This window comes from Mycobacteroides franklinii, assembly GCF_002013895.1.
GTDB lineage: Bacteria > Actinomycetota > Actinomycetes > Mycobacteriales > Mycobacteriaceae > Mycobacterium > Mycobacterium franklinii.
Map to the genome: position 1 here is coordinate 11,723 of NZ_MAFQ01000027.1, position 22,804 is coordinate 34,526.

Sequence of the window (22,804 nt, forward strand, 5' to 3'; positions counted from 1 at the left end):
GACACGGCAACAGGGTGGCAGGACGCAGAAAGCTACCGCGTGATGCCAGCTCTGGAACACACCTCACAGGCCGTCGGGTACGGGGACGTGCTGGTGAACGCTGCCCTGAGCGCGATGGTTAGCGCGTCGCGGTGATGAAGTAGGCGTCGGACCACAGCGCCGTGATGTCGCTGTGGTCGCTGGGAGCCGGTCGCCCATAGGCAGCGGCCTGCTCTAGCCGGTTGGCGGTGTTGACCCGCCAGCCGTGCTCACCGAGCCACTCGATGGGGTCCTTGCGCTCATCGTCGTAGATGAGATCACCGATACTGATGTCCTTGGCGAAGTCCGGCCGCAGCTTGTTGACGGCGTCTTGCCACTGGCCGGCGGTCGCTACCCGGGGACGCCATTCGGTGGACAGGAAACTGCCGGGGGCCGAATGCGCGGTGATGGTCTCGAAAAGTGCGTCCTGGGCTGCCCCGGGTAGGTACGCGAGCAGGCCCTCGGCGAGCCAGGCAGTGGGCTTAGCCGCATCGAAACCGGCCGTCTGCAGGGCCGCGATCCAATCGTCGCGGAGATCGACCGCCACCTCGCGCCGCTCCGCAAGCGGTACCGCGTTCTCTTCGCGCAGCACGTGGTCCTTGAACTCAAGAACCTTCGGTTGATCCAGCTCGTAGACGACGGTGCCGCCCGGCCAGGGCAGCCGATAGACCCGCGCGTCCAGGCCGGCAGCCAGGATCACGACCTGGCGTATGCCGGAATCTGTTGCAGCCGCGAAGAATTCATCGAAGTATTTGGTACGAACGGCGAGGTGATTAACCAGGTAGACGGTGGCGGCGTCCCACTCGGACTCGGGTTTACGTGCCGCCAGTGCCTCGGTGAGATGGGGCTCGCCCGAGGCCTCGACGAAGGCGCGGGCGTACTCGTCGCGGATGAGCGGTTCGGACCGGGTGGTCTCGAGCGCGCGGAACGACGAGACCATCAAGGCCGTGAAACCCACGCTGCTGACAATGTCCCACTGATCGCCGTCGGTCCGTGTCATGTGCCCGCCTCTTTACCTAGGACTAATTACCTAAGGAAACGATACGCGGATTATGGCGACTGTGTCGGGTAGCGGGCGGCGCGCAGCGCTTCGTGCACGTCGCGGGGGTCGGTACCCAAATCCCAGCGGTTCAGCACGATCAGACGATCGTCGGATTCGATCTCCAACAACCGGGCACGCCGGCCCAGACGGCGGAATTCGGTGACTTTCACCGAATCCACCGAGGTGCGCGGCAGCAGCGTGCTGCGAGACAGGCCCTGCATTTCCAGACCCTCGTCGGCGATGCGCAATTTGGGACGGCAGCGCCAGGACACCGCGGCGAATATCAGCAGGCCGAGCGCGGCCACCGAGGCCAGTAGTCGGCCCGGGGCGTCGGCGACGAATAGCGCGGCGGCGATCCCCAACGCGCCACCGATGAGTGCGACGGCGAGAATCCCGGCGGGTTTTGGGCCCCATTCGACGGGAGATGCGGTCGAGTTATCCACAGGCGTTATCCACAGTGGGGATAAATCACATCGTTGTGATTGGGTGTCGCGCGGGTGGACTCGACGGAAACGGGTGCTGACCGGACTGGCAACGGCAACTCGGGATCCGCCAGGTCTTTTGTCACCGCCACCGCATGGTCAGCAGCAGCCCGGTGATCATGAAGGCAAACGCGATGGCGTAGTTCCACGGCCCTAGATCGAGCATCCACGTGATGTGCTGCGCGGCGAGCTGGAACACCATCAACCAGGCCAGGCCGATGAGCATGAGGGTGAGGAAGAACGCGACGAACCAGACGCTCGACGGGCCGGCCTTCACCTTGACCGGGGTACGGCTAACCGTAGTGGTGGCGAACGCTGACTTCTTACGGACCTTGGACTTGGGCATCGACTACCTCGGAAGCATCTCGGATATGGCGGCACGGCGAGTCATCGTCGCGGCCGAGTAGTAATGGGTTCTTACGCAGGCTACAGCGCAGTGCTGCGACAATGCTCCGGTGACCTCCGATGAGCAGTTTGCGCCACGAGGTTCAGGTGCTCGCGGCGGCCTCTTCTGGCGGATCGGCGTGCCCCTGGTCTGTGCCCTTGCCGGCTTCCTACTGGCCGCGACACATACGGTCTCGGGCGGAAACGAGATCCGCCGGGGCGACTCCCCGTCGCCTCGATTGGTGGATTTGGTGCGTGAGACCCAAAAGTCGGTCGACAAGCTCAGTGCCACCCGCGACGGCCTGGCCAACGAGGTCTCCGCCGCGCGCGACCAGTCGGCGGGCGGAGACAGTCAGGTCGCGGCGGCACTGGCCGAGACCGGGGCGGTGGCCGATGCCGCCGGCGTGCAACCGGTCACCGGCCCCGGTTTGGTGGTGACGCTGACCGATGCCAAGCGCGATGCGTACGGCCGGTTCCCCAGGGACGCGTCGCCCGATGATCTGGTGGTGCATCAGCAGGATGTGGAGGGCGTGCTCAACGCCTTGTGGAGCGCGGGTGCTGAGGCCATTCAGATGCAGGATGACCAGCGCCTGGTGGCCAGCTCGGTGCCCCGATGTGTGGGTAACACCCTGCTATTGCACGGCCGCACCTACAGCCCGCCCTACGTGATCACGGCGATCGGTGACGCCGATGCCATGCAGGCAGCCCTCGACGCGGCTCCGCTGGTGAGCCTGTATCGGCAGTACGTCGCGAGATTTGGCTTGGGGTACACCGTGACGCGTGGACACCACCTTGAGGTGGCCGGATATCGCGACGCGGTGGGGCCCGGCCGGGCGGTCCCGTTGGAAGGCCGCTAAGCCCTCGCTGGTAAACCGGCTGGGAAAGCGTTGGCGCGGGTCCGTACCCTTGACCTGTGCGCATCCTGGTCGTCGACAATTACGACAGCTTCGTGTTCAACCTGGTCCAGTACCTGGGTCAGCTCGGTGTGGACGCGACGGTGTGGCGCAACGACGACCCCCGGCTGGCAGACACCGACGCGGTGGCCGCCGATTTCGACGGCGTACTGATCAGCCCCGGCCCGGGTACGCCCGAGAGCGCGGGCGCATCCATCGCGATGGTGCATTCCTGTGCAAAGACGGGCACTCCCCTGCTCGGGGTCTGCCTGGGGCATCAGGCGATCGGGGTGGCGTTCGGCGGCACCGTCGACCGCGCACCGGAGCTGTTGCACGGCAAGACCAGTACCGTCGAACACGAGGACGCCGGTGTGCTGCGCGGGCTACCAAACCCGTTCACGGCCACCAGGTATCACTCGTTGACCATCCTCCCCGACACGGTGCCCGAAGGGCTTCGGGTGATCGCCCGTACCGCCAGCGGGGTGATCATGGGTGTCATGCACACCGAGCATCCGATCCATGGGGTGCAGTTCCACCCGGAGTCGATCCTCACCGAGGGTGGGCATCGGATGCTCGCCAACTGGCTCACCTATTGCGGTGCGCCCCTTGACGAATCGTTGGTGCGCCGCCTAGAGACAGAGGTCGCCGCGGCCCTGAACGGGGTCACCGGACGCGTCGCCGCTCTCGGCGGCTAGAGGCCGGTCTAGCCCGCGCCGAAGCGCAGCTTGATCGGGCCGTTGTATCCGACTCCGGCGCCCGCGGGCGGATCCTGGAATACCACCCGGGCCCGGTTGTTGCCGTCGGACGGCACGTCCTCGGTGCTCAGTCCTCCGCCTTGCCAGCCGGCTTGGTACAGCATCGGCTCGGCGTCGGTCCAGAACTTGCCCATGATGTTCGGCATGCGGAACTGCCCGCCGGCCGACACCCGGATCTCGATGACCCCGTCCTCCGCGAACGGAGTGTTCGCGGGCGGGTTCGTACTCAGGATCTGTCCCTTGGGTTCCGGGCTGGGCACGGGGATCACGGTGGGCGGTGCGGTAAATCCGTAGGTGGGCAGGTTCTTGGTCGCGACATCGATGTTCTGGCCGACGAGATCGGGTGCGGGCTTCTCCCCCGGACCCTTGCCGACGACGATGGTGATGTTGTTGGTAACAGCCGAATACTGCCCGGCCGGCGGGTTGGTGGCCATGACCTTGCCCTTGTCCTCGGGCAGCGACTTGGTCTCACTCTGGGTGAAGATGCCCTTGAAACCGGCGGCCTGCAGCTTCTTGACCGCGTCGCCGAAGCTGAGGCCGTGGCAGTCGGGTACCTGCTGGCTCTCCGGTCCGATGGATACGTTGAGGGTTACCTCCGAGCCCGCGGAGACGGTCGAGCCCTTGACCGGATCGGTATCGATGACCTTGTCGGGGGCGATCTTTGAGCTGGTGTTCTTCTGGATCTTGGTCTTGAATCCGAGGTTCTGCAGCGCGGCGACGGCGTCGGACTGAGACCTGCCGCTGACATCGGGAACCTGCACATCGCGCGAGGGCCCACTGCCCCAGATGATCGCGAAGGTGACGACCACGGTGAGTACCACCAGGGCGGCCAGACCAACAAGCCAGCGGCTCAGCGGGTTCCGGCGCGGCTCCTCGTACCGGTTTGGCAGCGGACCGGTCTGGGGTCCCGAGGCGGGAAAGGCCCGGGTGTTGGGAGGCGTGCTGAGCATCGTGCTGCGCTCGGCGTCGGTGAGAACCTTGGGTGCTTCCGGTTGCTCGCCCTGGTACACCCGCATCAGGTCGGTGCGCATCTCCGCGGCGTTCTGGTACCGGTTGTCGGGGTTCTTCGAAAGAGCTTTGAGAACAACGGAATCCAGGCCAGGTGGGATTTCCGGGTTGTGCTTGGACGGGGCGACCGGGTCTTCCCGCACATGCTGGTAGGCCACCGCAACGGGCGAGTCACCCACGAAAGGCGGTTCACCGGTGAGCAATTCGTACAAGACGCAGCCGAGCGAGTAGACATCGGAGCGTGCGTCGACGGTCTCGCCGCGGGCCTGCTCCGGCGAAAGATATTGTGCGGTACCGATTACCGCAGCGGTCTGCGTGACGCTGATGCCGGCGTCAGAGACGGCGCGCGCGATTCCGAAGTCCATCACCTTTACCGCGCCGGTCTTGCTGATCATGATGTTGGCGGGCTTGACGTCGCGGTGGATGATGCCGTGCTGATGGCTGAAGTTGAGCGCCTGGCAGGAATCGGCGATGACCTCGATCGCCCGGCGGATCGGCATGGGGCCGTCCTCCTTGACGATGTCACGCAGGGTGATGCCGTCGACGTACTCCATCACGATGTACGGCAGTGGTCCCGTGGGTGTCTCTGCCTCACCGGTGTCATACACCGCAACGATCGCGGGATGGTTGAGCGCGGCGGCGTTTTGCGCCTCCCTGCGGAAACGCAGATAGAAGCTGGGGTCCCGGGCCAGGTCAGCGCGCAGCACCTTGATCGCGACGTCGCGGTTCAACCGCAGGTCGCGTGCCAGGTGAACCTCGGACATGCCGCCATAGCCGAGGATCTCCCCCAGTTCATAGCGGTCCGAGAGGTGCTGCGGAGTGGTCATTAGGGTGATTTCGTCCCAGGGATCGGGTCCGGTCCGGCGTCCGGAAGCAGAGCCACGATATTAGCTGGCGCGAGCGCTCCTGGCGAAGCTGAACCTGGACTTGAGGGTGCCTCACTACCGGAAACCGTTGCCGGGGTGCTCGGCGACGGATTCTTCTTCTCGCTCGCCTGCAACAGGATGAGCGCCGCGATGATGATCGCGAAGATGCCCAGCACCGCAGCAGCCCACATCAGGGCCTTCTGGCCCGGTGAGAAGGTGCCACGCCGGGGCGGAGGCGGCCGGTGCGTACCCGTCGGCGGGCGGGTACGGGACGTGGGCGGGGCGACGCGGCTCGGTGCCCCCACGGCGGGCCGGACCGTCGTGGCGGGCGGGATGGCAGCCGGGGTGGCCCTGCTGATGGTCGGTGCCTGATTGGGCCGTGGCGGACGCCGTCCGGCGCGCACGGCGGCCACCGCATCAGCGAACGGCCCGCCACTGGTGTACCGGTTCTGGGGGTTCTTCACGAGCGTGATCTCGATGAGCTCGCGCACATTCGGTGGCAGATCGGCCGGCAGCGGCGACGGCGTTTCCTTGATGTGCTTCATCGCGACCGTCAGCGCGCCGTCGCCAGAGAAGGGGCGCTTTCCCGAAACTGCTTCGTAGCCAACGACTCCCAAGGCATAGACGTCACTGGCCGGGGTCGCGTCATGGCCCAGCGCCTGTTCGGGGGCGATGTACTGGGCGGTGCCCATCACCATGCCGGTCTGGGTGACCGGTGCCGCGTCCACGGCCTTGGCGATGCCGAAGTCGGTGAGCTTCACCTGGCCGGTGGGTGTGATCAGGATGTTGCCCGGTTTGACGTCGCGGTGCACCAGGCCCGCCGCGTGCGCGACCTGTAGCGCGCGGCCGGTCTGCTCCAACATGTCCAGCGAGTGACGCAGCGACAGGCGCCCGGTGCGCTTGAGCACCGAGTTCAGTGGCTCGCCGTGCACCAGCTCCATCACCAGATACGCGGTGCGGCCCTCGCTGTCCATATCGGTCTCGCCGTAGTCGTAGACGCTGGCGATACCGGGGTGGTTGAGCATGGCGACCGTGCGTGCCTCGGCGCGGAACCGCTCGATGAACTCCGGGTCCGAGGAGAACTCGGCCTTGAGTACCTTCACGGCCACCTTGCGGCCCAGTCGGCTGTCGGTACCTTCCCACACCTGGCCCATACCGCCGGTGGCGATGAGCCGCTGCAACCGGTAGCGACCCGAAAGCGTTTCTCCCACACGTACCGTCATGAGGCTCCCTGTAGTGCTGCGGCGATGACCTGTCGCCCGATGGGTGCGGCGACGGAGCCGCCGGTGGCCGCAAGGGCGCGGTCTCCGCCGTCTTCGACGAGAACCGCGATGGCCACCTTGGGGGTGACCGCTGTGGCCTGAGGATCGGCTGTCGTGCTCTGCGCCGGTGCGAAGGCGATGTACCACGCGTGCGGCGGAGTATTGCGTGGATCGGTGCCGTGCTCGGCGGTGCCGGTCTTGGAAGCGATCTGTACGCCGGGGAGGGCACCGGTCTGTGCGGTGCGCTGTTCTGAGGCAATCATGAGTTCGGTGAGTGTGTTCGCGATAGCGGGTGTCACGGCTTGGCCGATGTCATCCGGGGTGGTCGTGGACAGATTCGAAAGGTCTGGGCCCTTAAGGCTATCGACCAGGTGCGGCTGCATCAGCACGCCCTTGTTGGCGACGGCTGCGGCAACCATCGCGTTCTGCAGCGGTGTCACGGCGACATCCTTTTGCCCGATGCTCGACATGGCGACGGCGGCATCGTCGGACATGGGTCCGACGGTGGAGGTAGCCACTTGGAGAGGGATGGAGTCGAGTTCGCGGTCGAGACCGAAGGCCTGCGCGGCCTTGACCAGCTTGTCGCGCTTGAGTTGTTCGGAGCCCAACTTGGCGAAGGCGGTGTTGCAGGAGCGTGCGAACGCCTCCTTCAACGAGGTGGTGTCACCCCCTCCGCAGGACGCCCGGTTGTAGTTCTCCAAGGTTGCGTTGCTCCCCGGCAGGAAGATCGTCGGCGACGCGGTCACCTCGGTGTCGACCGTCTTGCCGTCGGCCAGCGCCGCGGCGGTGGTGATCACCTTGAAGGTCGAACCCGGTGGGTAGGTCTGTGCGATGGCGCGATTCAGCATCGGCTGCGCGGGGTCTTCCGTCAGCTGCCGCCAGGCCCCGTTCTCCTTTTCGGCGTCCTGGCTGGCGAGCAGATTGGGATCATAGGAGGGCGTCGACACCATCGCGAGGATCCTTCCGGTGGAGGGCTCCAGCGCCACCACCGACCCGCGGCAGCCGTTCTTGCAGCCACGGTGCATGGCGTCGTAGGCGGCCTGCTGTACATCGGGTCGGATGGTGGTGACCACGCTGCCGCCGCGAGGGTCGCGGCCCGTGAAGAAGTCTGCGAGTCGTCGTCCGAACAGCCGCGGATCGGAGCCGTTGAGCATGGTGTCCTCGGCGCGCTCCAGGCCGGTGCTCGAGTAGTTGAGTGAATAGAACCCGGTGACCGGTGCGTACACCTCGGGGTCCGCGTACTGCCGCAGGAAGCGGAATCGGCTGTCGGTGGCCACCGAGGAGGCCAGCAGCTGTCCACTCGCCGAGATCTGCCCCCGCTGGCGCGAGTACTCGTCGAGCAGGATGCGCTGATTGCGAGGATCAGCGCGCAGTCCGGGTGCCGTAAACACTTGCGTCAGCGTGGCATTGGCCAGCAGTAGTACCACCAGACCCATGACGGCCAGCGAGACTCGGCGGATCGACGTGTTCATACGCGATCGATCAGTTCCGTGCTGGCGTCCGCGAGGGGGGCAGCGGGCGATGAGGAGGTGTGGGGGCTCAGCGGCCGGCGCGCGATGTGTGAAATGCGCAGCAAGATGGCGAGCAGCACGTAATTCGCGACGAGCGAAGACCCGCCATAGGACATCCACGGAGTGGTCAGTCCGGTCTGCGGGATGAGCTTGGTGACGCCCCCGACGACGATGAACAGCTGCATGGCCAACGCGGCCGACAAGCCCACCGCGAGCAACTTGCCGAAGCTGTCGCGCACCGCGAGTGCCGTGCGGAAGCCGCGGATGATCACGATGGTGTAGAGCATGAGCACCCCGGCCAGGCCTACCAGACCGAGTTCCTCACCTACCGCGGCGATGATGAAATCCGTTGAGGCAGCGGGCACCGTGCCCGGTTGGCCATTGCCCAGACCGGTGCCGAAGATGCCGCCGGTGGCGAAGCTGAACAGTGATTGGACCATCTGGTAGCCGGCACCGTCGGGATCGGTGAACGGATCCCACCAGTTCTGCACGCGCACCCGCACATGCCCGAACAGGAAGTAGGCGATCACACTGCCGACCGTGAAGAGCGCCAAACCGATGAGCACCCAACTGATTCGGGCGGTGGCCACGTAGAGCACGATGAGAAACGAGGCGTAGAAAAGCAGCGAGGCGCCAAGGTCTTTCTCAAAGACCATGACGCCCACGGAAATTGCCCAGATGGCTAGCAATGGGCCGAGATCGCGGGGGCGGGGCAGCTCGATGCCCAGGTAGTTGCGTCCGGCGGTGCGAAACAGCGTCCGTTTGGTCATCAGGAAAGCTGCGAAGAAGATCAGTAGCAGGATCTTGGCGGCCTCTGCGGGCTGAATCGACAAGAACGGCAACTCGATCCAGATCTTGGCGCCGTACTGCTCGGACATCGACGTGGGCAGCAGCGCGGGGATGGCCAGCAGCACACAACCGACGATGCCGAAGGTATAGCCGTACCGGGCCAGTACCCGGTGGTCCTTGAGGGTGGCGAGTACGGCCGCGAGCGCGATGAGGCCCACCATCGTCCACAACATCTGCTGCGCGGCGTTGTTGTCACCGACTCGATCGGCATCGCCGTCGTTGTAGGAATGCACGAGATCGAGCCGGTGGATCATCACCAGACCTAGCCCGTTGAGCAGAGCGACGCACGGCAGCAACAGTGGATCCGCATACGGTGCCCAGCGGCGAACCGCCAAGTGCGCCAAGGCGAAAAGCGCGAGGTAGGCCAGGCCGTAAGCCACCAGGTCCCAGGACAGTCCGCGTTCGAGATTGGCCTCGACGAGGATCAGGGCGACGGTGGTGATGGCGGCCGCAAAGCCGAGGAGCCCCAACTCCGCGCTACGTCGTGTGGATTGAGTGGGTGGCGCGGTGCCCGCCCCACGGGTCACGACAGCGGTTTGGGGCGCCGTCGTCATGACACGGTCCGGCAGGTAACGCCCGGCTCTTGTGGTGGCGCCGGCAACGGGGCCGGCGCAGCAGTGGATGGTGTGGTCGGTGTGGTGCTGGCGCCCGGCGTCGTGGAGGGTGTCGGCGACGGCTTGGCCGACGTCGTCGGTGTGATGGTGGCGGCGCCCGATGTGGTGGACGGGGTGCGGCCAGCTGTGGTCGGAACGGGCGGCGGCGGAGTCTTGGGTGCGGGCGGCGGGCACGGGGGCAAGGCGTTCTTGGTGAGCTGCCGCAGCTGGCTGATCGCCTGATCGAGGGTGCCGCCGGGCAGGCCGGTCTCAACCTGCTGACGCTCGGACGGCCGCAGGTCGGACACCTTGAAGTACTTGCACGACAGGCTGGATGCGGGTTCGCCATAGCTCACCAGCGACAGATCACTACGGCTGTCGAGGCAACCGACGAGGTCGGGCCGCTGTAACCGGTAGCCCAGAAGTGAGCCCTGCACACCCTGCATGATGGAGACGTTGCCCTCGTAGGCGCTCACGTAATAGTTGTTGAGCACCACCCGGCGAGCGATCGCCAGTCCGGCCACGGCGATGAGTACCACGAGCACCGCCGCGATCAGCCACCGCAGCCGACGCTTTTTGGGCTTGGCGGCATCGGATTCGGCTGTCTCGCTATCGGATTCGTCTTCTACGGGCTCGGGTTCCTTCAGCGCGCGCTGAATGGCCGCGGCGCGCCCGGCGGCCGTGTTCGGCGGGGGGGTATCGGTGTCGGCGTCGGTGGACACCGCACCCGCCACGATGGGCCGGGTCTGTCCGTAATCCAGTTCTACGACGTCGGCGACGACCACGGTGACGTTGTCGGGTCCCCCACTGCGCAAGGCGAGTTCGATGAGCCGGTCGGCCGCGGCGGAGACGTCGGGGATCTCCAACGCCTCGGCGATGGTCTCGTGACTGACCGGATCGGAAAGGCCGTCCGAACAGAGCAGGTACCTGTCCCCCGCGTGCGCCTCCCGCATGATCAGCGTGGGCTCGACCGGTGCGCCGGTGAGAGCGCGCATGATGAGCGAGCGCTGCGGATGGTTGTGTGCCTGCTCGGGCGTGATGCGGCCCTCGTCGACGAGGGTCTGCACGAAGGTGTCGTCCTTGGAAATCTGGGCGAGCTCGCCGTCGCGCATCAGGTACGCGCGCGAATCACCGATATGCACCATGCCGAGCCGCTTTCCTGCGAACAGGAAGGCGGTCAGGGTGGTGCCCATGCCATCCAGCTCGGGTTCGGCGCGCACATGATCGGCGATTGCCCCGTTGCCGGCGTACACCGCGTCGGCAAGGGCGTCCAGCAGGTCTCCGCCGGGTTCGTCGTCGTCGAGCGGCGCCAGGGCCGCGATGACCAGCTGAGAGGCGACCTCACCGGCGGCATGGCCGCCCATTCCGTCGGCCAATGCCAAGAGGCGGGCACCGGCATAGACCGAGTCCTCGTTGTTCGACCGCACAAGTCCGCGGTCGCTACGCGCGGCGTAGCGAAGTACCAGTGTCACGAGCGCAGCTCGATCACTGTCTTACCGATACGTACCGGCGTCCCCTGGGGAACCCGCAGCGCCGTCGTCACCTTCTCCCTATCCAGATATGTGCCGTTGGTCGATCCTAGATCCTCGACGTACCAATCCGACCCGCGTGGCGATAGCCGCGCGTGCCGCGTCGACGAGTAATCGTCGGTGAGGACCAGTGTGGAGTCGTCGGCACGCCCGATCAAAATGGGCTGGGTGCCGAGCGTGATTCGTGTGCCGGCCAGGGCGCCCTCGGTCACGAGCAGGTATTGCATCTGCCGCCTGCTGGTCTTCGCGGGCCGGATGGAGCGCAGGTTCAGACCGCGATTGGCCATCAGCTGACCGGTCGGCGCGTAAATATCGGTACGCAAGATACGCAACACCGACCAGATGAACACCCACAGCAGCAACAGGAACCCACCGCGGGTGAGCTGGAGCACCAGTCCCTGCATCCGGTTGTCGTTCCTCTCGCTGGTCCATCGCGCCTCGGCGAGGGTGTCCGGCAAGACCGGACATATTCGGCAGGGCAAACGATACTTGTCCGGCCTACCGGCCGGGGCCCGATACGTGCAGCCTGTGTCGAACGGGGTGTTGCTGATTCGGTCGGTGTTCCTCTGTTCTCTACTGGACCCGAACGATGATCTCGGAGTGTCCCAGCCGGATGATGTCGCCGTCGGCCAACTGCCACTCGGTGACCGGCGCGTTGTTGACGGTGGTGCCATTGGTCGAGTTGAGATCCGACAGCAGCGCGGCGTGTCCGTCGAAGCGCACCTCGAGGTGACGGCGTGAAACGCCGGTGTCCGGCAGCCGGAATTGGGCGTCCTGGCCACGGCCGATCACATTGGTGCCCTCACGCAGCTGGTAGGTGCGGCCGCTGCCGTCGTCCAGCTGCAAGGTGACCGTGGTGCGACCGCCGCCCGGGCCACCGGTGGGGGCGCCGTAGTCGGGGCTGCTCTGGTAACCGCCCTGCTCGTACTCGCCGTACTCAGGCTCGCCGTAACCACCCTGCGGTGATCCATAGCCGCCCTGCTGCGGCGGGGCGCCGTATCCGCCCTGCTGCGGGTAGGCCGGGGGACGGTTGTAATCCTGGCCCGCGGGGGGACCCTGCTGGCCGCCGTATCCGCCGCCCTGCGGGTACTCGCCGTAGTTGGGGCGCGGAGGCTCGCCGTATCCGCCCTGTGGCGGGGCACCGTAGCCGCCGCCTTGCTGCGGAGGCGCGGGGGGACGACCGTACTCGCCGCCGCCTTGCGGAGCGCCGCCGTATCCACCTTGGTCGTAGCCACCCTGTTGCGGGGGACGCTGCTGGTAGCCGCCCTGGTCGTAACCGGCCGGCGGACGGCCGTAATCCTGGCCGTACTGCTGACCCTGCCCGTAGCCGCCACCCTCATAGCCACCCTGGCGTGGGGGGTATCCCTGGCCACCCTGCGGCTGCTGGCCGCGTGGGTCCTGATCGGGACGTCCGTACCGGTCGTCCTCCCGGCCGTACTCTTCGCCGGGACGTCCCTGCTGGGGACCTGGGTTGTCAGTCATGGATGCTCCTGGTTGTGGATCCGGGGTCGGAGGGGCAGTCGTCACGGCGCCGTGCGTACGGTCCCGCTTGCTATCGGGATTGACCACACCGCGCGTACGAAACTGACCGGTGTGCAAGTTCGGTGATTGTTCGAATCGGACAACAACTTCACCATACGTTTGCCACCCCTGATCGCGAATATATTCGCGCAGGAGTTCGGCGAACGTGTCTGGGTCGAGCTCGCGGTCGTCGGCCGCCTTCTCGTGATCTGTGGTGCTGAGGAGGACAGAGAACTCGTTGGGAGCCAAAAGTCGACCCTGGCCCGCGGACCTGACTCCATCAGCGGCCTCGCGGCGCAGCGATGCCTGCACTTCCTGCGGGACGATGCTGCCGCCGAACACGCGGGCGAAGGCATCGCCGACCACGTCTTCAAGCTTGCGCTCAAAGCGCTGGACAATTCCCATGCCTCCTCCTTTCGGCGATCGCGCGGGAGGTACTGCGCGCATGACACAGTGCACCGCCGCGAGCGGATCTCGAGTAGATGGTATCGGTTTGATGATCGTCGGCACCCACTCCTCTATTACGAGACGACATCGGCTTGGCACCAAGAGGCCTTCTATGCATGAGGTTTGTGACGGTTACAGTGTGTTCAGGAGCTTTCGCCGGCCGTCCGCGGTTCGGAGATGGGGTTCTGATCGTGATAAGCTGCCGCGGTCGTTGGGGCGAGTGGCGGAATGGCAGACGCGCTGGCTTCAGGTGCCAGTGTCCTTCGGGACGTGGGGGTTCAAGTCCCCCTTCGCCCACCGATAACCTCCCACCTGTTACCGCAGGTGGGAGGTTTTTTCATAGGCGGGGGCTAGGTGGTTTCCTGCCCCCGTGGGCACATTTTGGGCACAAACGGTCGCGCCCAAGAGTTGTCCACACACCGAATAGGGTCTCGGAGTTCGCTCTCCGAGACCCTATTCGGTGTGTGGACGCGTCATCCGATGCGCTCGTACTCGACTCCCAGCTCGTCGAGCACCGCCCAAACTGTGCGCTCGCATCCGCACTCGTTCTCTGCCATCACTTCACCTCCCTCACTCACACCACCCGTGCCTCCCCTGTCGGCTCCCCTCGCCGCTGCAACTCGGGAGCGTCCCAGCCTTCGTACCGCCGACCGTTCTCGCGATCCTGCTCCCCCAGCGCACACGCACCCCCAGCACCGATGTCGGCCACGTGCGCCAGCGCCCCCAACACCTTCTTGGTCTCCCCCAGCGCGGCTTCCAACAGTTCTGCGTGCCCCGTTCTCATGCCCTCCGACTCCACCACGGGCAGCCCCGCAGCCGCCTCCCGCGCCGACTGCGCGACGGCCCTGTGCGCCTGGACGATGGGGTCACCACTCGTCGCGACAGTTCCTGACATCAGTCCTTCTCCTTCTCTCGATGACATGAGTTCCATTCGGCTTGGCCAGCCACTGAGCTTTCAACGACTCGGCGGCACGGGCACTCGTCGCGCGACTCCGCTCGGCCAACTCGGCGGCACGTGCGCTCAGTTCCTCTTGCGTCACGGGCGCTCGCCCAACAGGTTGTCCCATTTCCCTTGCGCCACTTCCAGCTCGAACTGGAGCTGCGCATCGCTTGCCTTGCGCATTTCGGCGTGTGCGTCCATCGCAGCAAGGAACTCCTCGTGAGCCGTGGGACGGTCAGTCCAATTCAGCGCTTCGATGCACATGAATGTCGCCGCGAGCGCAGCGTTGCGCTCAGCCGAGCGGGCGTATGCGGCCTGGATGGCTTCATGCTGCTCTCGTGTGTACATATCTAATCCTCCTTATGCCGCTTGGCTTCTCGACTGCTGGATGGACATGTAGTTCTCGCTGGCGTACACCGCTTCTCCCCAGCGGCCCGCGCTCATCGCTTCTGCGGCATCCGACAGATACCACCGACTCAGACCATCGACATAACCTTGCGGCTGAACCCCGACCCACCGACTCCCTCGGAGCCGAGCGGACTCCACGTCCAAGTCGGAGCAGCCTGCCGAGCCAATAGCAGCCCGAGCGAACACCCTCAGAGCCTCCGCGTCCGTCACACCCTCACGACCACGAGAAACCTTGCATTCCAGCAACTCCCCACCCTGCACCAGTTCCCGATACTGCTCGGCGGACTGGCTGTTCTCGTCGGCGGGCACGGTGCTCAACATGCTTTCGAGTTCCCATCCATAGGGAATGAGGCTGGTGAGCTTGTCCGCGACCATGAGGCTGCCCTCAAGGTCGGAATGAGTTGAGATTCCTGTCATCTCGTCCAACGGGGTCACCTCGGCGGGCAGGAGGATGCCCGCTGGGTGGATAGACAGGGCGTCTGCCGTGGCATAGACGATGCGACTCTCGAACCCCCGCCGAATGCTGGCCACAGCGAGTGGCTGAGCCCACCCCGCCTGCTCGAATTGGTGACAGAGTGAAGCCAGCGCACGGTGCAGGCGAGCCTCGGGTTCGGGCAGGTAAGCGATGAATAGTGCCGTCACAGAGGTGTTCTCATCCTTGGGGAGTTCCACACCAGGGGCCAGCCCATAAGTCCTTTGCAGCCAAGCGGCGTCCACCACGGGACCGCGTGGAGCTGGTGCTGATGCAGGAGTCTGGGGAGCACTGGGGGTCTGGACTCCTGGTGGCGGGGAGGCTGGCGTTCCCTGCGGTGCGGGTGTTACTGACTGAGTTACGGGTGGCGGGGTCGGTACTCCGCCGATTGGCGCGAGCCCCGAGGGAATTGGAGAGGTGCCGCTGGTCCCTGGAGTGAATCCCGTGCTCGCGGGCGCGAGAGGTGTGGCGGGTGCCATGCTCGTGGCGGGGAGCTGATGTCCTACCGAGCTGGTGACCGCCGTGGCGATGTCCGATGCCACGGCGGGCAGATCAGGCAATGGAATGGACGGGGTGTTGGGCAGTCCAGGAGTGTGGTGCTCGGGGGCCTGGCGCTGCTCGGCGCCACGTGGTCCCTGTCCTGCGGGGGTGTTCAGCGGACTCGACGCCGAGCCGTGCGGGGAACTGGCGCTCGGAGATATCGGAGTGCTCGCTGGACCGCTCCCCGAGATGAGTCCCGCGAGGGTTGGATTCACAGGGGCTGCGGGAGCACTGGTACTCCCTGGTGCGCTTGGCGTGCTTGGTAACTCGACAGTCGAGGTGCTCATCGCACGGGGCATTTCCGGCAGGCGTTGCGCCTCGACGACGGGGTGTTGGCCTGTGTTATAGGCCGTCACGACCGCGTGAGGATCAGGCTGCTGAGCGCTCGGCGTCATGGGAACACTCGTGTAGCTCGGAGTGGTGGAAGCTCCTGGCGCGCCTGCAAGGCTGTGGCCAATGTCGTCAAGGTCGGTGGTCAGCTTGCTTGCGACACCAGCGATGTCATCCCTGTACTTCGCGGTGAGGTCTGTTGATGACGGTGTAACAGCGGTGCCAGCCGTCTCGCTGGTGATGGCGTCTTTGATTTCGCTCGTACCCGTACTGACAAGATTCGCGATGTGCTTCTTGGCCGCACGAATCTTCCCGGCGGCGTCCAACATCCATCCAGAGATTGCGGTGAAGTCGGCACTCTCCTGGCGGAGCTGGCCCGCGATGCTCGAATATCCTTCTGACACACTGTTAGCTGTCCTGCCCTGCATGCCTTCATCGGTCTGACGCTTAGCATCGTCAGCAGATTCGGCCTGTGTTCGGGCAGCGGTCGATGCGTCATCCGCCACGACCTCAGCGACGTGGTACGCGCTCTCCGACTCAGATGGCCAGTGCGTTCCAATCAGGGCATACGGGTCATCGAGAGGCATCTCGACATCGGGTTTTGGTGCCATCAGTCAGGAACATCCTTCGGGGTACGTCTTGTCGATAGAATCTGTAATGTCATGTCCTGCAATCAACTCGGATTTGACATGCTCGACGTATCTCGTGAACCCGTCCAACATGGACTTATCGTCAGGACTATTCGCGTCGATAATGTCCGCGCGAGTCGCAGCCAGTTCCTGTGTCACCCACCCCAACTTGCTCCGCACCCATTCCCCAGACCCTGGACTACGGACACCCGTGAGCTGCCGAGCAACGCTCGCATCGTCGGGAAGCACCAATCCTGGTGACGCTGTTGCATTTCCAATAACAACGCGTGAGCAGTCTGGCATCGGATGACTCGCCCACACCTGCTCCACGTCCACCAGGCCCTGAGCCGACGCCGAACTGATCGTCCCCGCCGCGCTCGCCCCCGTGGGGGTGGTGGGGTGAGTCGAGCACCCCACCACCCCGAGTCCCACGCCGAGCGCGGCGACCAGGGACACGAGATACCTTGTGTCCGGCCGGGATTGATAGATAGTCATGGTCACACGCTATCCCCTCGTGCGGGTCTCTGGGGTAGACCAGTCCCCTGGACCATCGACCAGTTCCCCTGTCGGAGGAACTCCGACGATTAAATCGCACGAGTGGGTGTCCAGCTCGGGTGACCAGGTGCACCAGGGTTGCGGGTCGGCACCAGCGGGCGGAGCGCTCAGGATGCCGAGAGCCATGACACCCGCTGCGACAAGTCTTTTCATCGTCCCGCCCCCGTCCACACGGGGGAAGCCGATGGGACATGGATGTAGGACGGGGGTTGCCCCATGTCCTTGCCGTGCGTGGCGCGGCACAGGTCGAAATCCCAAGCGTCGGCGCAGGACTTTGGGTTCGGGTGGTCCTGGTAGCCCCCAGGAGTCGGGGTTGGTGTCGGGTCAGCGCCCGCGAGCGGGGCGGTGAGAAGACCGACCGCCGCTGCGCTCGCTGCCACGGCTGCGAGGATCAGGTTTTTCTTCATTTCTCTTCATTTCTCTGATGGTCGGTCAGATGTTTTGTCTGGGTTGAGGCCTACTTGCCGCCGAGCCTGTCCATGAGAGAGCCACTCGGGGCGGGCTGCACGGGAACGCTCGTCGGCTCGGGATACGGAACCACCTCGGGGACAGGCGTGCTCGTGATGGCGGGGTAGCTCATCACCGAATTCTCCGGAAGCTGGTCGTAGTCCTGCACTCCGAGCCGAGCCATTTCGGTCAGTTCGGTGGTGGTCGGGTAACGGCGGGGCAAGGCACCCGCACGCTCGCGGGCTTCCTCGCGCTCTTCCCAGCGGTCGAGCACAGCTTCCTCGGCGGAGTTGCGGGGAGTCGGGTACTGACCGTCGTCGCCGCCGTCGTCATCATCGTCGTCGTCGCGCGCCGTGCGTGCGGAACTCCCGCCGTCGAGCGTCGTGCCCCACCACAGCAATCCACCGATAGCGGCGATGGTTCCGACGAGCCAAACCCACCAGGGTATTCCACTGCCGCCGCCCGTGCTCTTCGACGGTGCGGGCTTTGTGGTCGTGGTCGGTGTCACCGTGACGGTGTGAGTAGCGGTCGCAGGTGGTGTGTAGCTCGGCAGGTTCTTCTCCCACTGCCTGGCATCGTCATATCCAGGATCCCCGGGGTACAAAGTCGTGGGCGCAGCAGCGGCCACGGGCATCGCGCCCGTCGTGCCGTCCTCGGTGGCGAGCATCGTCAGCGGGACAGCGGCCAGGACGGCGCTCAGTCCAACCACCGCGCCAATTCGCTTGAGAGTCATGCTGATACCTCCTGAATAGAGTGCTTCTGGTGCCATTCGGCAGCCGAGCTGGGCAGTGTCCACGTGCTCGGGAGAACCATCAGCTTCAAGTTTTTGAGTCGGTCGTCCGTCACGTCGAGTCGGGTTGGGATGCCCACAGCCAGGGCTCCTGCCGCAGCCAGTGCGACTGTGCTCCAGCGGAATCGGCTGTCCAAGTCCGTTGTGTCGATGCCCGTGAACTTGTCCTTCATCGTCTTCGTGACCGACTCGCGTCCTGCTGTCCCACCGACGAATCGACCCAACACCCATTTCACCAAAGTCATCGGGGGGATCTCGCTTACCTTGATATCCGCGTCCACCAGTCGTCGCATGATCTCGCCCGAAAGCATCATGCGCCGAGGGCCGCTGGGATCCTCGTGGATGGGGTCGCAGAGGGGTTTCATCATCACAACGAGAGCTGGCTTCCCGCTGCGGAGAACAGAATCCAGCACACCCTCGGCGGTCTGCGTGGTGCGGTGAACGGTAGCCGCGATGCTCCTGTTGCTGTTCGCCGAGGGCGCGGGAACCCACTTCACCAGAGGGATTGGAGAGTCCTCGGCTATCAGGACAATCGAGCACCCCGAGGTCACAGGGTCAAGTGCGACGACATGCCTGCTCATAGTGAATACCCCCCTGCGGATGGTCTTTTCGTCACCGTGTTCTCCTCTGATTTCTCGGTCTGCTCTTGTTCCTCGACCGACTCGGACTGCTCGTCGGCGGGTGCGGGTACAGGGGGCGTGACAGGGCTTTTAGTGGTCGAGCCCGGTCGGGGTTTCAGCGTGCCGATCTGTTCTCCGCCCGCCCACTGGTCGCTCAGTGGGTCGAACTTTTCAGCTCCAGCAAGGAGGTTGCCTCCGCTGTCGGTAAGCACGACAACCTCGGTGTCCGCGATGGTCTCAGCGCCACCCTTACGCCAGTCCGCAGTGGCTTTGATGCCGAGCCTGGGATACAGACTCGGCAGTGAGCCAGCGACTTTCGCGCTCTGCTCCCAGATGGTGCGAACCTCATCTGAGGGTGCCTTCGCCAACACCACCGAGCCAGGTGAGTAGGAGTAGGGGGTTTGCACCTCCACAACCTGCTTGCCGACCCTATCGACGTACAACGCACGTCCTGGGTGGGTCAACCGCCCACCGATACGGCGTGCATCATCGCGCAGATTCTCCGGAACGAAGGTTCCCGTGACAGTGCGCTCCCCTGGCACACCCAGCAAGACAGCAAGGCCGAACTGGTCCTGCAACGACACAGGAATGGTGTCGGCGTAAACGTCCTGCGCGGCGATGAGCACCACGATCCTTGCTTCCCTGCCCACTCGGATAATCCGTGCCAGCCGTGCCATGAACAGCTCCAGCCCGTTCTTCTTATCCAGCTCGGAGACCTCCGATTTCATGGTTCCGAACTCGTCGAGCACGAGGAGGATGCCCGGGTATCGGGCATACGGTTCTGCCGTCGTGCGCTTGGCGATCTTCGCCTCGGCACGACGCCGCTCCAATTCGGCACACACCTCGGCCACGAGCAGAAGATGCTGCGCGGGCTCGCTACTGACCATCCGCACATTCGGCTGCTCGGCCAAAGCCGCGTAGTCCGAGCCCTTGCCGTCGCCGAGATAAATCTCCCACCCGCTGAGCCGAAACTGCTCAACAACGCTGCGCACCCACACCGACTTACCGACACCAGGCTGCCCCGCCGCGATGCAATGCCGAGTGCTGGTGACAGTGGGAGCGATCAGGTTGCCTCGTGCATCCCACCCCACGGGCCAGCGCGCCTCGGGCACCCGACGAACGGCGTCATCCACAGTGGCAGCGGGCACAGGCGCCGGAAGCGCAGCCGCGTCGGGAAAGGCACTCGGAGCATCGTCAAAGCGCATCACCACCCCGCCATCGGCGGTATCCGCGAGTCGCAAATTCGAGGAGTCCATGCCCGCCGCGCGGAACCCATTGCGCAGCAGGTCGAGACCCTTTGTCCACTTCGCCGCGCTCGCATTCGAGCTGTGGGAGAACGCCAGCTCCAACCCGTCCTGACCAATCTCAACACCCGCGATGGACGGAATCCCGACCGTGGCGACTTTCCGCTCGACTGCCCCATACCGTCCACTGAGTGTCTCCGAGGTCGTCTGCGAGTCCGCGATTCCAGCGCTCTCCGCCAACCTCGCGAACCAGTCGTCATCCCTCAACGTGCCGAGAATTCCGTATCGCTGCTGCACGTCCCCGTGCCACAGCTCAGCCACTGTTCTCGCCCACGCCATGAACTCCGCGTCGTCCAACAATGTCGCGTCCAGTCCCGCGAACACGTCAGGGCAGCTATCGGTCTCGACCAATCCACCGTTTGGTCGCAGCACCGCGAGGGGGCCAGCATCCGAGCGACCAACACCCAACCGCGCGGCGAGCGCGGGCGGGCACGCAGCGCGCCAGTGCCACACGATCACGCCCGACGCCAAGGCGCGGGTCGCTCCCGTGTACCGCACTACGGGCTGTCCCAACAAACGCTTCTCCTCAGCGGCGAATCGCTTGCCGACCTCGGCCACCGCGCGGTCGGCGTCCGCCTGTGCCCGCGCCATGATGGTCTTCACGCGCTCGGCGGTGCGCTCGCGTTCGGCATCGGCCTGGTCGGCGTCGCGGAGCAGGTCACGGTGCGCGGCTTCCGCCCTGCGGACATCCTGACGCCACATAAATTCATCGCGCGCGTGTTGCTGACGCGCCTGGGCCGCGCACCGCGCGGCGCGATTCGAGGACGCCATCACATCCACCTCGGCTCGGAGGCGAGGAACGTCATGGCGGCGCGAAGCGCCTCGCGCCCTTCAGCTTCCGCGTTCTCCTGGGCGGCACGAACCATGCGCGCCGCGCTGTGCTCGGCGGACGCGAGTTCCTCCCGAGCGTCGAATCGAGCCGAAGAAAGCTGTCCGGGGCGGGCGGGCACCGAGTAGCTCCGGGAACTCCCAGAGCCCCGAATGGCGAGCCAGATGATGAGCCCCGCGCCCGCCAACATGACGAGACCAATGAGGCTGTACTGACCACCGAGAAGTGAGAAGCCCAGCAGCGCAAGGACTGTAACGCCAATCCACTTGCCCACTCGGTCTCACCTCCAAAAGCCATGCTCACGGGCTGGGAGCGCTTGCGCGAGCAGTTCCGTGAGCTATTAACTAATTCTAATCAAAATATTCGCTGTGTCAACCCTTGATTTCACCAATCCCGGTGTCTACCAGGCTTTCCCGTTACTCTGGCATTAACACCACCGTTTGCTATCTGGTCAGGAACCGCCCGTGAGCTGGGGTTTAGGGGAAACGGGAGACACGAGAAGTTGCGAGAGCGGGGTGTTTCCGCAGGTCAGAAGCCATAGATGCTACTGAGTGTGAGAGTAAATCTGACGGAAAAGTCCAGGTCACTGGGGTTCTCGGGAGGTCAGAAGGTTCGCCGCGAGGTGTCGTCCGAGGCGAAGCCTTGGGCGGCAGCGAGCATCGGGCGTGGCGCTGGGGAGGGAGTTCTTCTTACGGCACGGAGATGCGGAGTGCCGAGAAGGGTTATGGGACGGGCGAAATGGGGCGCTGAGGGCTCTTACGGGCGGGGTTACGAGAGGGCTCGGGAGCAAGGGTGCGAGGGGCGCTCGGATGGCCGTGAAAGGGTGTTCCTAGCAGGCCCTATGCGAGTGTGCTCTCACCCGAAATCAAGGGGCTCGGGAATCTTACGGAGCGTCTTACGGAGCCCCTTACGGCCAGTCTTACGGAGCATCTTCCATGCGGCCTTACGAAATCGGGGTCACCAGAGGGTCGAGCGGGCGGGCAAACTGGCTCAGGACACGGCTTGGAGGCCGTGGCGGCGCTGGGTCTCGGCCTCGGACAGCACCTTGCTCACGACCGAATGATGGACGCCCGCTCGCTCGGCCACGATGTTCTTCCGCCCCTCAGTCTCCGACAGAGCGAGGATCCGAGCGACCGTGGCCACGGGCTGACGGACGGCGCGAGATTCCACGATGCGCTCGGCCAGCGCGACGAGTTCTGGCGCGGGACTCGGCGCGTCACCACTCCCCTGCGGCGCGCTGGGCGGCGCGGGGCGCGTCGCGTTGGGCGCGGCCGTGGAGACGGCGCGCGACGCGGGACGCGATGCGTCGGGCGCGCTTGAGGTGATTGGGCGCGGCGCGCTGCTGGACGCTGGAGGTTTGCTGACCTGGGGTGATGCGGCGCGTTGGGCGACGCGGCGGGGCGGCTTATCCCCCACGGCGACGAGCGCGAGCGTCGCGACGCCAATCGCCAAATCAATCACCAAGGGCAAGACGAACGCGAGCTGACGCGGGATGTGCGCGATCACCGCGAGGTCGCGCAGCGCGACGAAACTCAACAGGAACGCGCCGAGTGCGAGGCCCGTGGTGGCTGCAACGGCGGCTCGATACACGCGGCCCGAGGCGGTTGTCTTGGCCAGCACGGCGATGCCGTGAACCGACGCCAGCAGCACTGTGGGCGGCACCATCGCTACCGCTGCCGCGAGCCACCGGGTGCTCTCGGTGGCGGTGAGCACCGCATGGGCGACGTTCCCGATAAGCGAAACGGCGGTCGCTCCAGCTAACCAGGCCCAGAAGAACCGC

The 22,804-nt window shown here is 65.2% G+C and carries 21 protein-coding genes and 1 tRNA gene; 3 read left to right on the plus strand and 19 right to left on the minus strand.

Features of this window, described 5'->3' with window-relative positions; translation table 11 throughout:
* Positions 1 to 118: 118 nt before the first annotated feature.
* From B4393_RS26750 to crgA, 3 genes are all read right to left on the minus strand, one after another.
* Positions 119 to 1,018, minus strand: a complete 900-nt coding sequence (locus tag B4393_RS26750; RefSeq protein WP_078336675.1) for a class I SAM-dependent methyltransferase — start codon at positions 1,016 to 1,018, stop codon at positions 119 to 121.
* A gap of 50 nt (positions 1,019 to 1,068) precedes the next feature.
* Positions 1,069 to 1,503, minus strand: coding sequence for a PH domain-containing protein (locus tag B4393_RS26755; protein WP_078336676.1), 435 nt, complete (start codon positions 1,501 to 1,503; stop codon positions 1,069 to 1,071).
* 121 nt (positions 1,504 to 1,624) lie between these two features.
* Entirely contained in the window at positions 1,625 to 1,888 is a 264-nt protein-coding gene (gene crgA / locus B4393_RS26760; RefSeq protein ID WP_078282161.1) for a cell division protein CrgA, read from the minus strand.
* A gap of 178 nt (positions 1,889 to 2,066) precedes the next feature.
* On the opposite strand from crgA, the gene B4393_RS26765 reads away from it, so the two are divergent.
* Together B4393_RS26765 and B4393_RS26770 are read left to right on the plus strand one after the other, a co-directional pair.
* Positions 2,067 to 2,783, plus strand: coding sequence for a DUF881 domain-containing protein (locus B4393_RS26765; RefSeq protein ID WP_078336683.1), 717 nt, complete (start codon positions 2,067 to 2,069; stop codon positions 2,781 to 2,783).
* Positions 2,784 to 2,839: 56 nt separating this feature from the next.
* The gene (locus B4393_RS26770) at positions 2,840 to 3,514 is read left to right on the plus strand and encodes an aminodeoxychorismate/anthranilate synthase component II (protein WP_070937647.1); all 675 of its coding nucleotides are present in this window, start codon (positions 2,840 to 2,842) and stop codon (positions 3,512 to 3,514) included.
* 8 nt (positions 3,515 to 3,522) lie between these two features.
* Here B4393_RS26770 and pknB read toward each other — a convergent pair whose 3' ends face one another.
* From pknB to B4393_RS26805, 7 genes are all read right to left on the minus strand, one after another.
* Positions 3,523 to 5,409 (minus strand): Stk1 family PASTA domain-containing Ser/Thr kinase, encoded by a 1,887-nt coding sequence (pknB, locus tag B4393_RS26775; RefSeq protein ID WP_078336677.1) that lies wholly within the window; start codon positions 5,407 to 5,409, stop codon positions 3,523 to 3,525.
* The gene (locus tag B4393_RS26780; protein WP_078336678.1) at positions 5,409 to 6,671 is read right to left on the minus strand and encodes a serine/threonine-protein kinase; all 1,263 of its coding nucleotides are present in this window, start codon (positions 6,669 to 6,671) and stop codon (positions 5,409 to 5,411) included. Before B4393_RS26780 ends, pknB begins: the two co-directional genes overlap by 1 nt.
* Positions 6,668 to 8,182, minus strand: coding sequence for a penicillin-binding transpeptidase domain-containing protein (locus B4393_RS26785; RefSeq protein WP_078336679.1), 1,515 nt, complete (start codon positions 8,180 to 8,182; stop codon positions 6,668 to 6,670). The genes B4393_RS26780 and B4393_RS26785 overlap by 4 nt, the downstream gene beginning before the upstream one ends.
* Positions 8,179 to 9,624, minus strand: coding sequence for an FtsW/RodA/SpoVE family cell cycle protein (locus tag B4393_RS26790; protein ID WP_078336680.1), 1,446 nt, complete (start codon positions 9,622 to 9,624; stop codon positions 8,179 to 8,181). Before B4393_RS26790 ends, B4393_RS26785 begins: the two co-directional genes overlap by 4 nt.
* On the minus strand, positions 9,621 to 11,135 hold the full coding sequence (locus B4393_RS26795) for a PP2C family protein-serine/threonine phosphatase (RefSeq protein WP_078336681.1): 1,515 nt from the start codon (positions 11,133 to 11,135) through the stop codon (positions 9,621 to 9,623). Before B4393_RS26795 ends, B4393_RS26790 begins: the two co-directional genes overlap by 4 nt.
* Entirely contained in the window at positions 11,132 to 11,596 is a 465-nt protein-coding gene (locus B4393_RS26800) for an FHA domain-containing protein FhaB/FipA (protein ID WP_043078240.1), read from the minus strand. Before B4393_RS26800 ends, B4393_RS26795 begins: the two co-directional genes overlap by 4 nt.
* Positions 11,597 to 11,765: 169 nt before the next feature.
* Complete coding sequence (locus tag B4393_RS26805; RefSeq protein ID WP_078336682.1) at positions 11,766 to 13,118, minus strand: DUF3662 and FHA domain-containing protein; 1,353 nt, start codon at positions 13,116 to 13,118, stop codon at positions 11,766 to 11,768.
* Between the two features lie 256 nt (positions 13,119 to 13,374).
* Between B4393_RS26805 and B4393_RS26810 the strand changes: the two genes are divergently transcribed.
* Positions 13,375 to 13,457: transfer RNA gene (locus B4393_RS26810), tRNA-Leu, on the plus strand.
* A 277-nt stretch (positions 13,458 to 13,734) separates the two neighbouring features.
* Here the strand turns inward: B4393_RS26810 and B4393_RS26815 are convergent.
* From B4393_RS26815 to B4393_RS26855, 9 genes are all read right to left on the minus strand, one after another.
* Entirely contained in the window at positions 13,735 to 14,055 is a 321-nt protein-coding gene (locus B4393_RS26815; protein ID WP_165589742.1) for a hypothetical protein, read from the minus strand.
* Positions 14,056 to 14,196: 141 nt separating this feature from the next.
* The gene (locus B4393_RS26820) at positions 14,197 to 14,448 is read right to left on the minus strand and encodes a hypothetical protein (protein WP_043078145.1); all 252 of its coding nucleotides are present in this window, start codon (positions 14,446 to 14,448) and stop codon (positions 14,197 to 14,199) included.
* Between the two features lie 12 nt (positions 14,449 to 14,460).
* Positions 14,461 to 15,150: a hypothetical protein gene (locus B4393_RS28255; RefSeq protein ID WP_234708033.1), complete on the minus strand. Its 690-nt coding sequence runs from the start codon at positions 15,148 to 15,150 to the stop codon at positions 14,461 to 14,463.
* A gap of 2,033 nt (positions 15,151 to 17,183) precedes the next feature.
* Entirely contained in the window at positions 17,184 to 17,441 is a 258-nt protein-coding gene (locus B4393_RS27720; RefSeq protein WP_054416665.1) for a hypothetical protein, read from the minus strand.
* 50 nt (positions 17,442 to 17,491) lie between these two features.
* A complete protein-coding gene (locus B4393_RS26835) occupies positions 17,492 to 18,214 on the minus strand; it encodes a hypothetical protein (protein WP_043078143.1) in 723 nt (240 codons plus the stop codon).
* A complete protein-coding gene (locus B4393_RS26840; protein WP_131725096.1) occupies positions 18,211 to 18,768 on the minus strand; it encodes a hypothetical protein in 558 nt (185 codons plus the stop codon). Before B4393_RS26840 ends, B4393_RS26835 begins: the two co-directional genes overlap by 4 nt.
* Before the next feature lie 80 nt (positions 18,769 to 18,848).
* Complete coding sequence (locus B4393_RS26845; protein WP_054429033.1) at positions 18,849 to 20,966, minus strand: type IV secretory system conjugative DNA transfer family protein; 2,118 nt, start codon at positions 20,964 to 20,966, stop codon at positions 18,849 to 18,851.
* Complete coding sequence (locus tag B4393_RS26850; RefSeq protein WP_043078140.1) at positions 20,966 to 21,298, minus strand: hypothetical protein; 333 nt, start codon at positions 21,296 to 21,298, stop codon at positions 20,966 to 20,968. Before B4393_RS26850 ends, B4393_RS26845 begins: the two co-directional genes overlap by 1 nt.
* A 716-nt stretch (positions 21,299 to 22,014) precedes the next feature.
* Positions 22,015 to 22,804, minus strand: a 790-nt coding sequence (locus B4393_RS26855) for a DUF2637 domain-containing protein (protein WP_078336684.1), incomplete at its 5' end; no start/stop codon positions are given.

What these genes read in the sequence shown, in the direction of transcription:
- B4393_RS26750 (WP_078336675.1), bottom strand. Translation starts at nt 1,018, where the DNA reads ATGACACGGACCGACGGCGATCAGTGGGACATTGTCAGCAGCGTGGGT.
- crgA (WP_078282161.1), bottom strand. Translation starts at nt 1,888, where the DNA reads ATGCCCAAGTCCAAGGTCCGTAAGAAGTCAGCGTTCGCCACCACTACG.
- pknB (WP_078336677.1), bottom strand. Translation starts at nt 5,409, where the DNA reads ATGACCACTCCGCAGCACCTCTCGGACCGCTATGAACTGGGGGAGATC.
- B4393_RS26780 (WP_078336678.1), bottom strand. Translation starts at nt 6,671, where the DNA reads ATGACGGTACGTGTGGGAGAAACGCTTTCGGGTCGCTACCGGTTGCAG.
- B4393_RS26785 (WP_078336679.1), bottom strand. Translation starts at nt 8,182, where the DNA reads ATGAACACGTCGATCCGCCGAGTCTCGCTGGCCGTCATGGGTCTGGTG.
- B4393_RS26790 (WP_078336680.1), bottom strand. Translation starts at nt 9,624, where the DNA reads ATGACGACGGCGCCCCAAACCGCTGTCGTGACCCGTGGGGCGGGCACC.
- B4393_RS26800 (WP_043078240.1), bottom strand. Translation starts at nt 11,596, where the DNA reads ATGCAGGGACTGGTGCTCCAGCTCACCCGCGGTGGGTTCCTGTTGCTG.
- B4393_RS26805 (WP_078336682.1), bottom strand. Translation starts at nt 13,118, where the DNA reads ATGGGAATTGTCCAGCGCTTTGAGCGCAAGCTTGAAGACGTGGTCGGC.
- B4393_RS26815 (WP_165589742.1), bottom strand. Translation starts at nt 14,055, where the DNA reads ATGTCAGGAACTGTCGCGACGAGTGGTGACCCCATCGTCCAGGCGCAC.
- B4393_RS26820 (WP_043078145.1), bottom strand. Translation starts at nt 14,448, where the DNA reads ATGTACACACGAGAGCAGCATGAAGCCATCCAGGCCGCATACGCCCGC.
- B4393_RS27720 (WP_054416665.1), bottom strand. Translation starts at nt 17,441, where the DNA reads ATGAAGAAAAACCTGATCCTCGCAGCCGTGGCAGCGAGCGCAGCGGCG.
- B4393_RS26835 (WP_043078143.1), bottom strand. Translation starts at nt 18,214, where the DNA reads ATGACTCTCAAGCGAATTGGCGCGGTGGTTGGACTGAGCGCCGTCCTG.
- B4393_RS26845 (WP_054429033.1), bottom strand. Translation starts at nt 20,966, where the DNA reads ATGGCGTCCTCGAATCGCGCCGCGCGGTGCGCGGCCCAGGCGCGTCAG.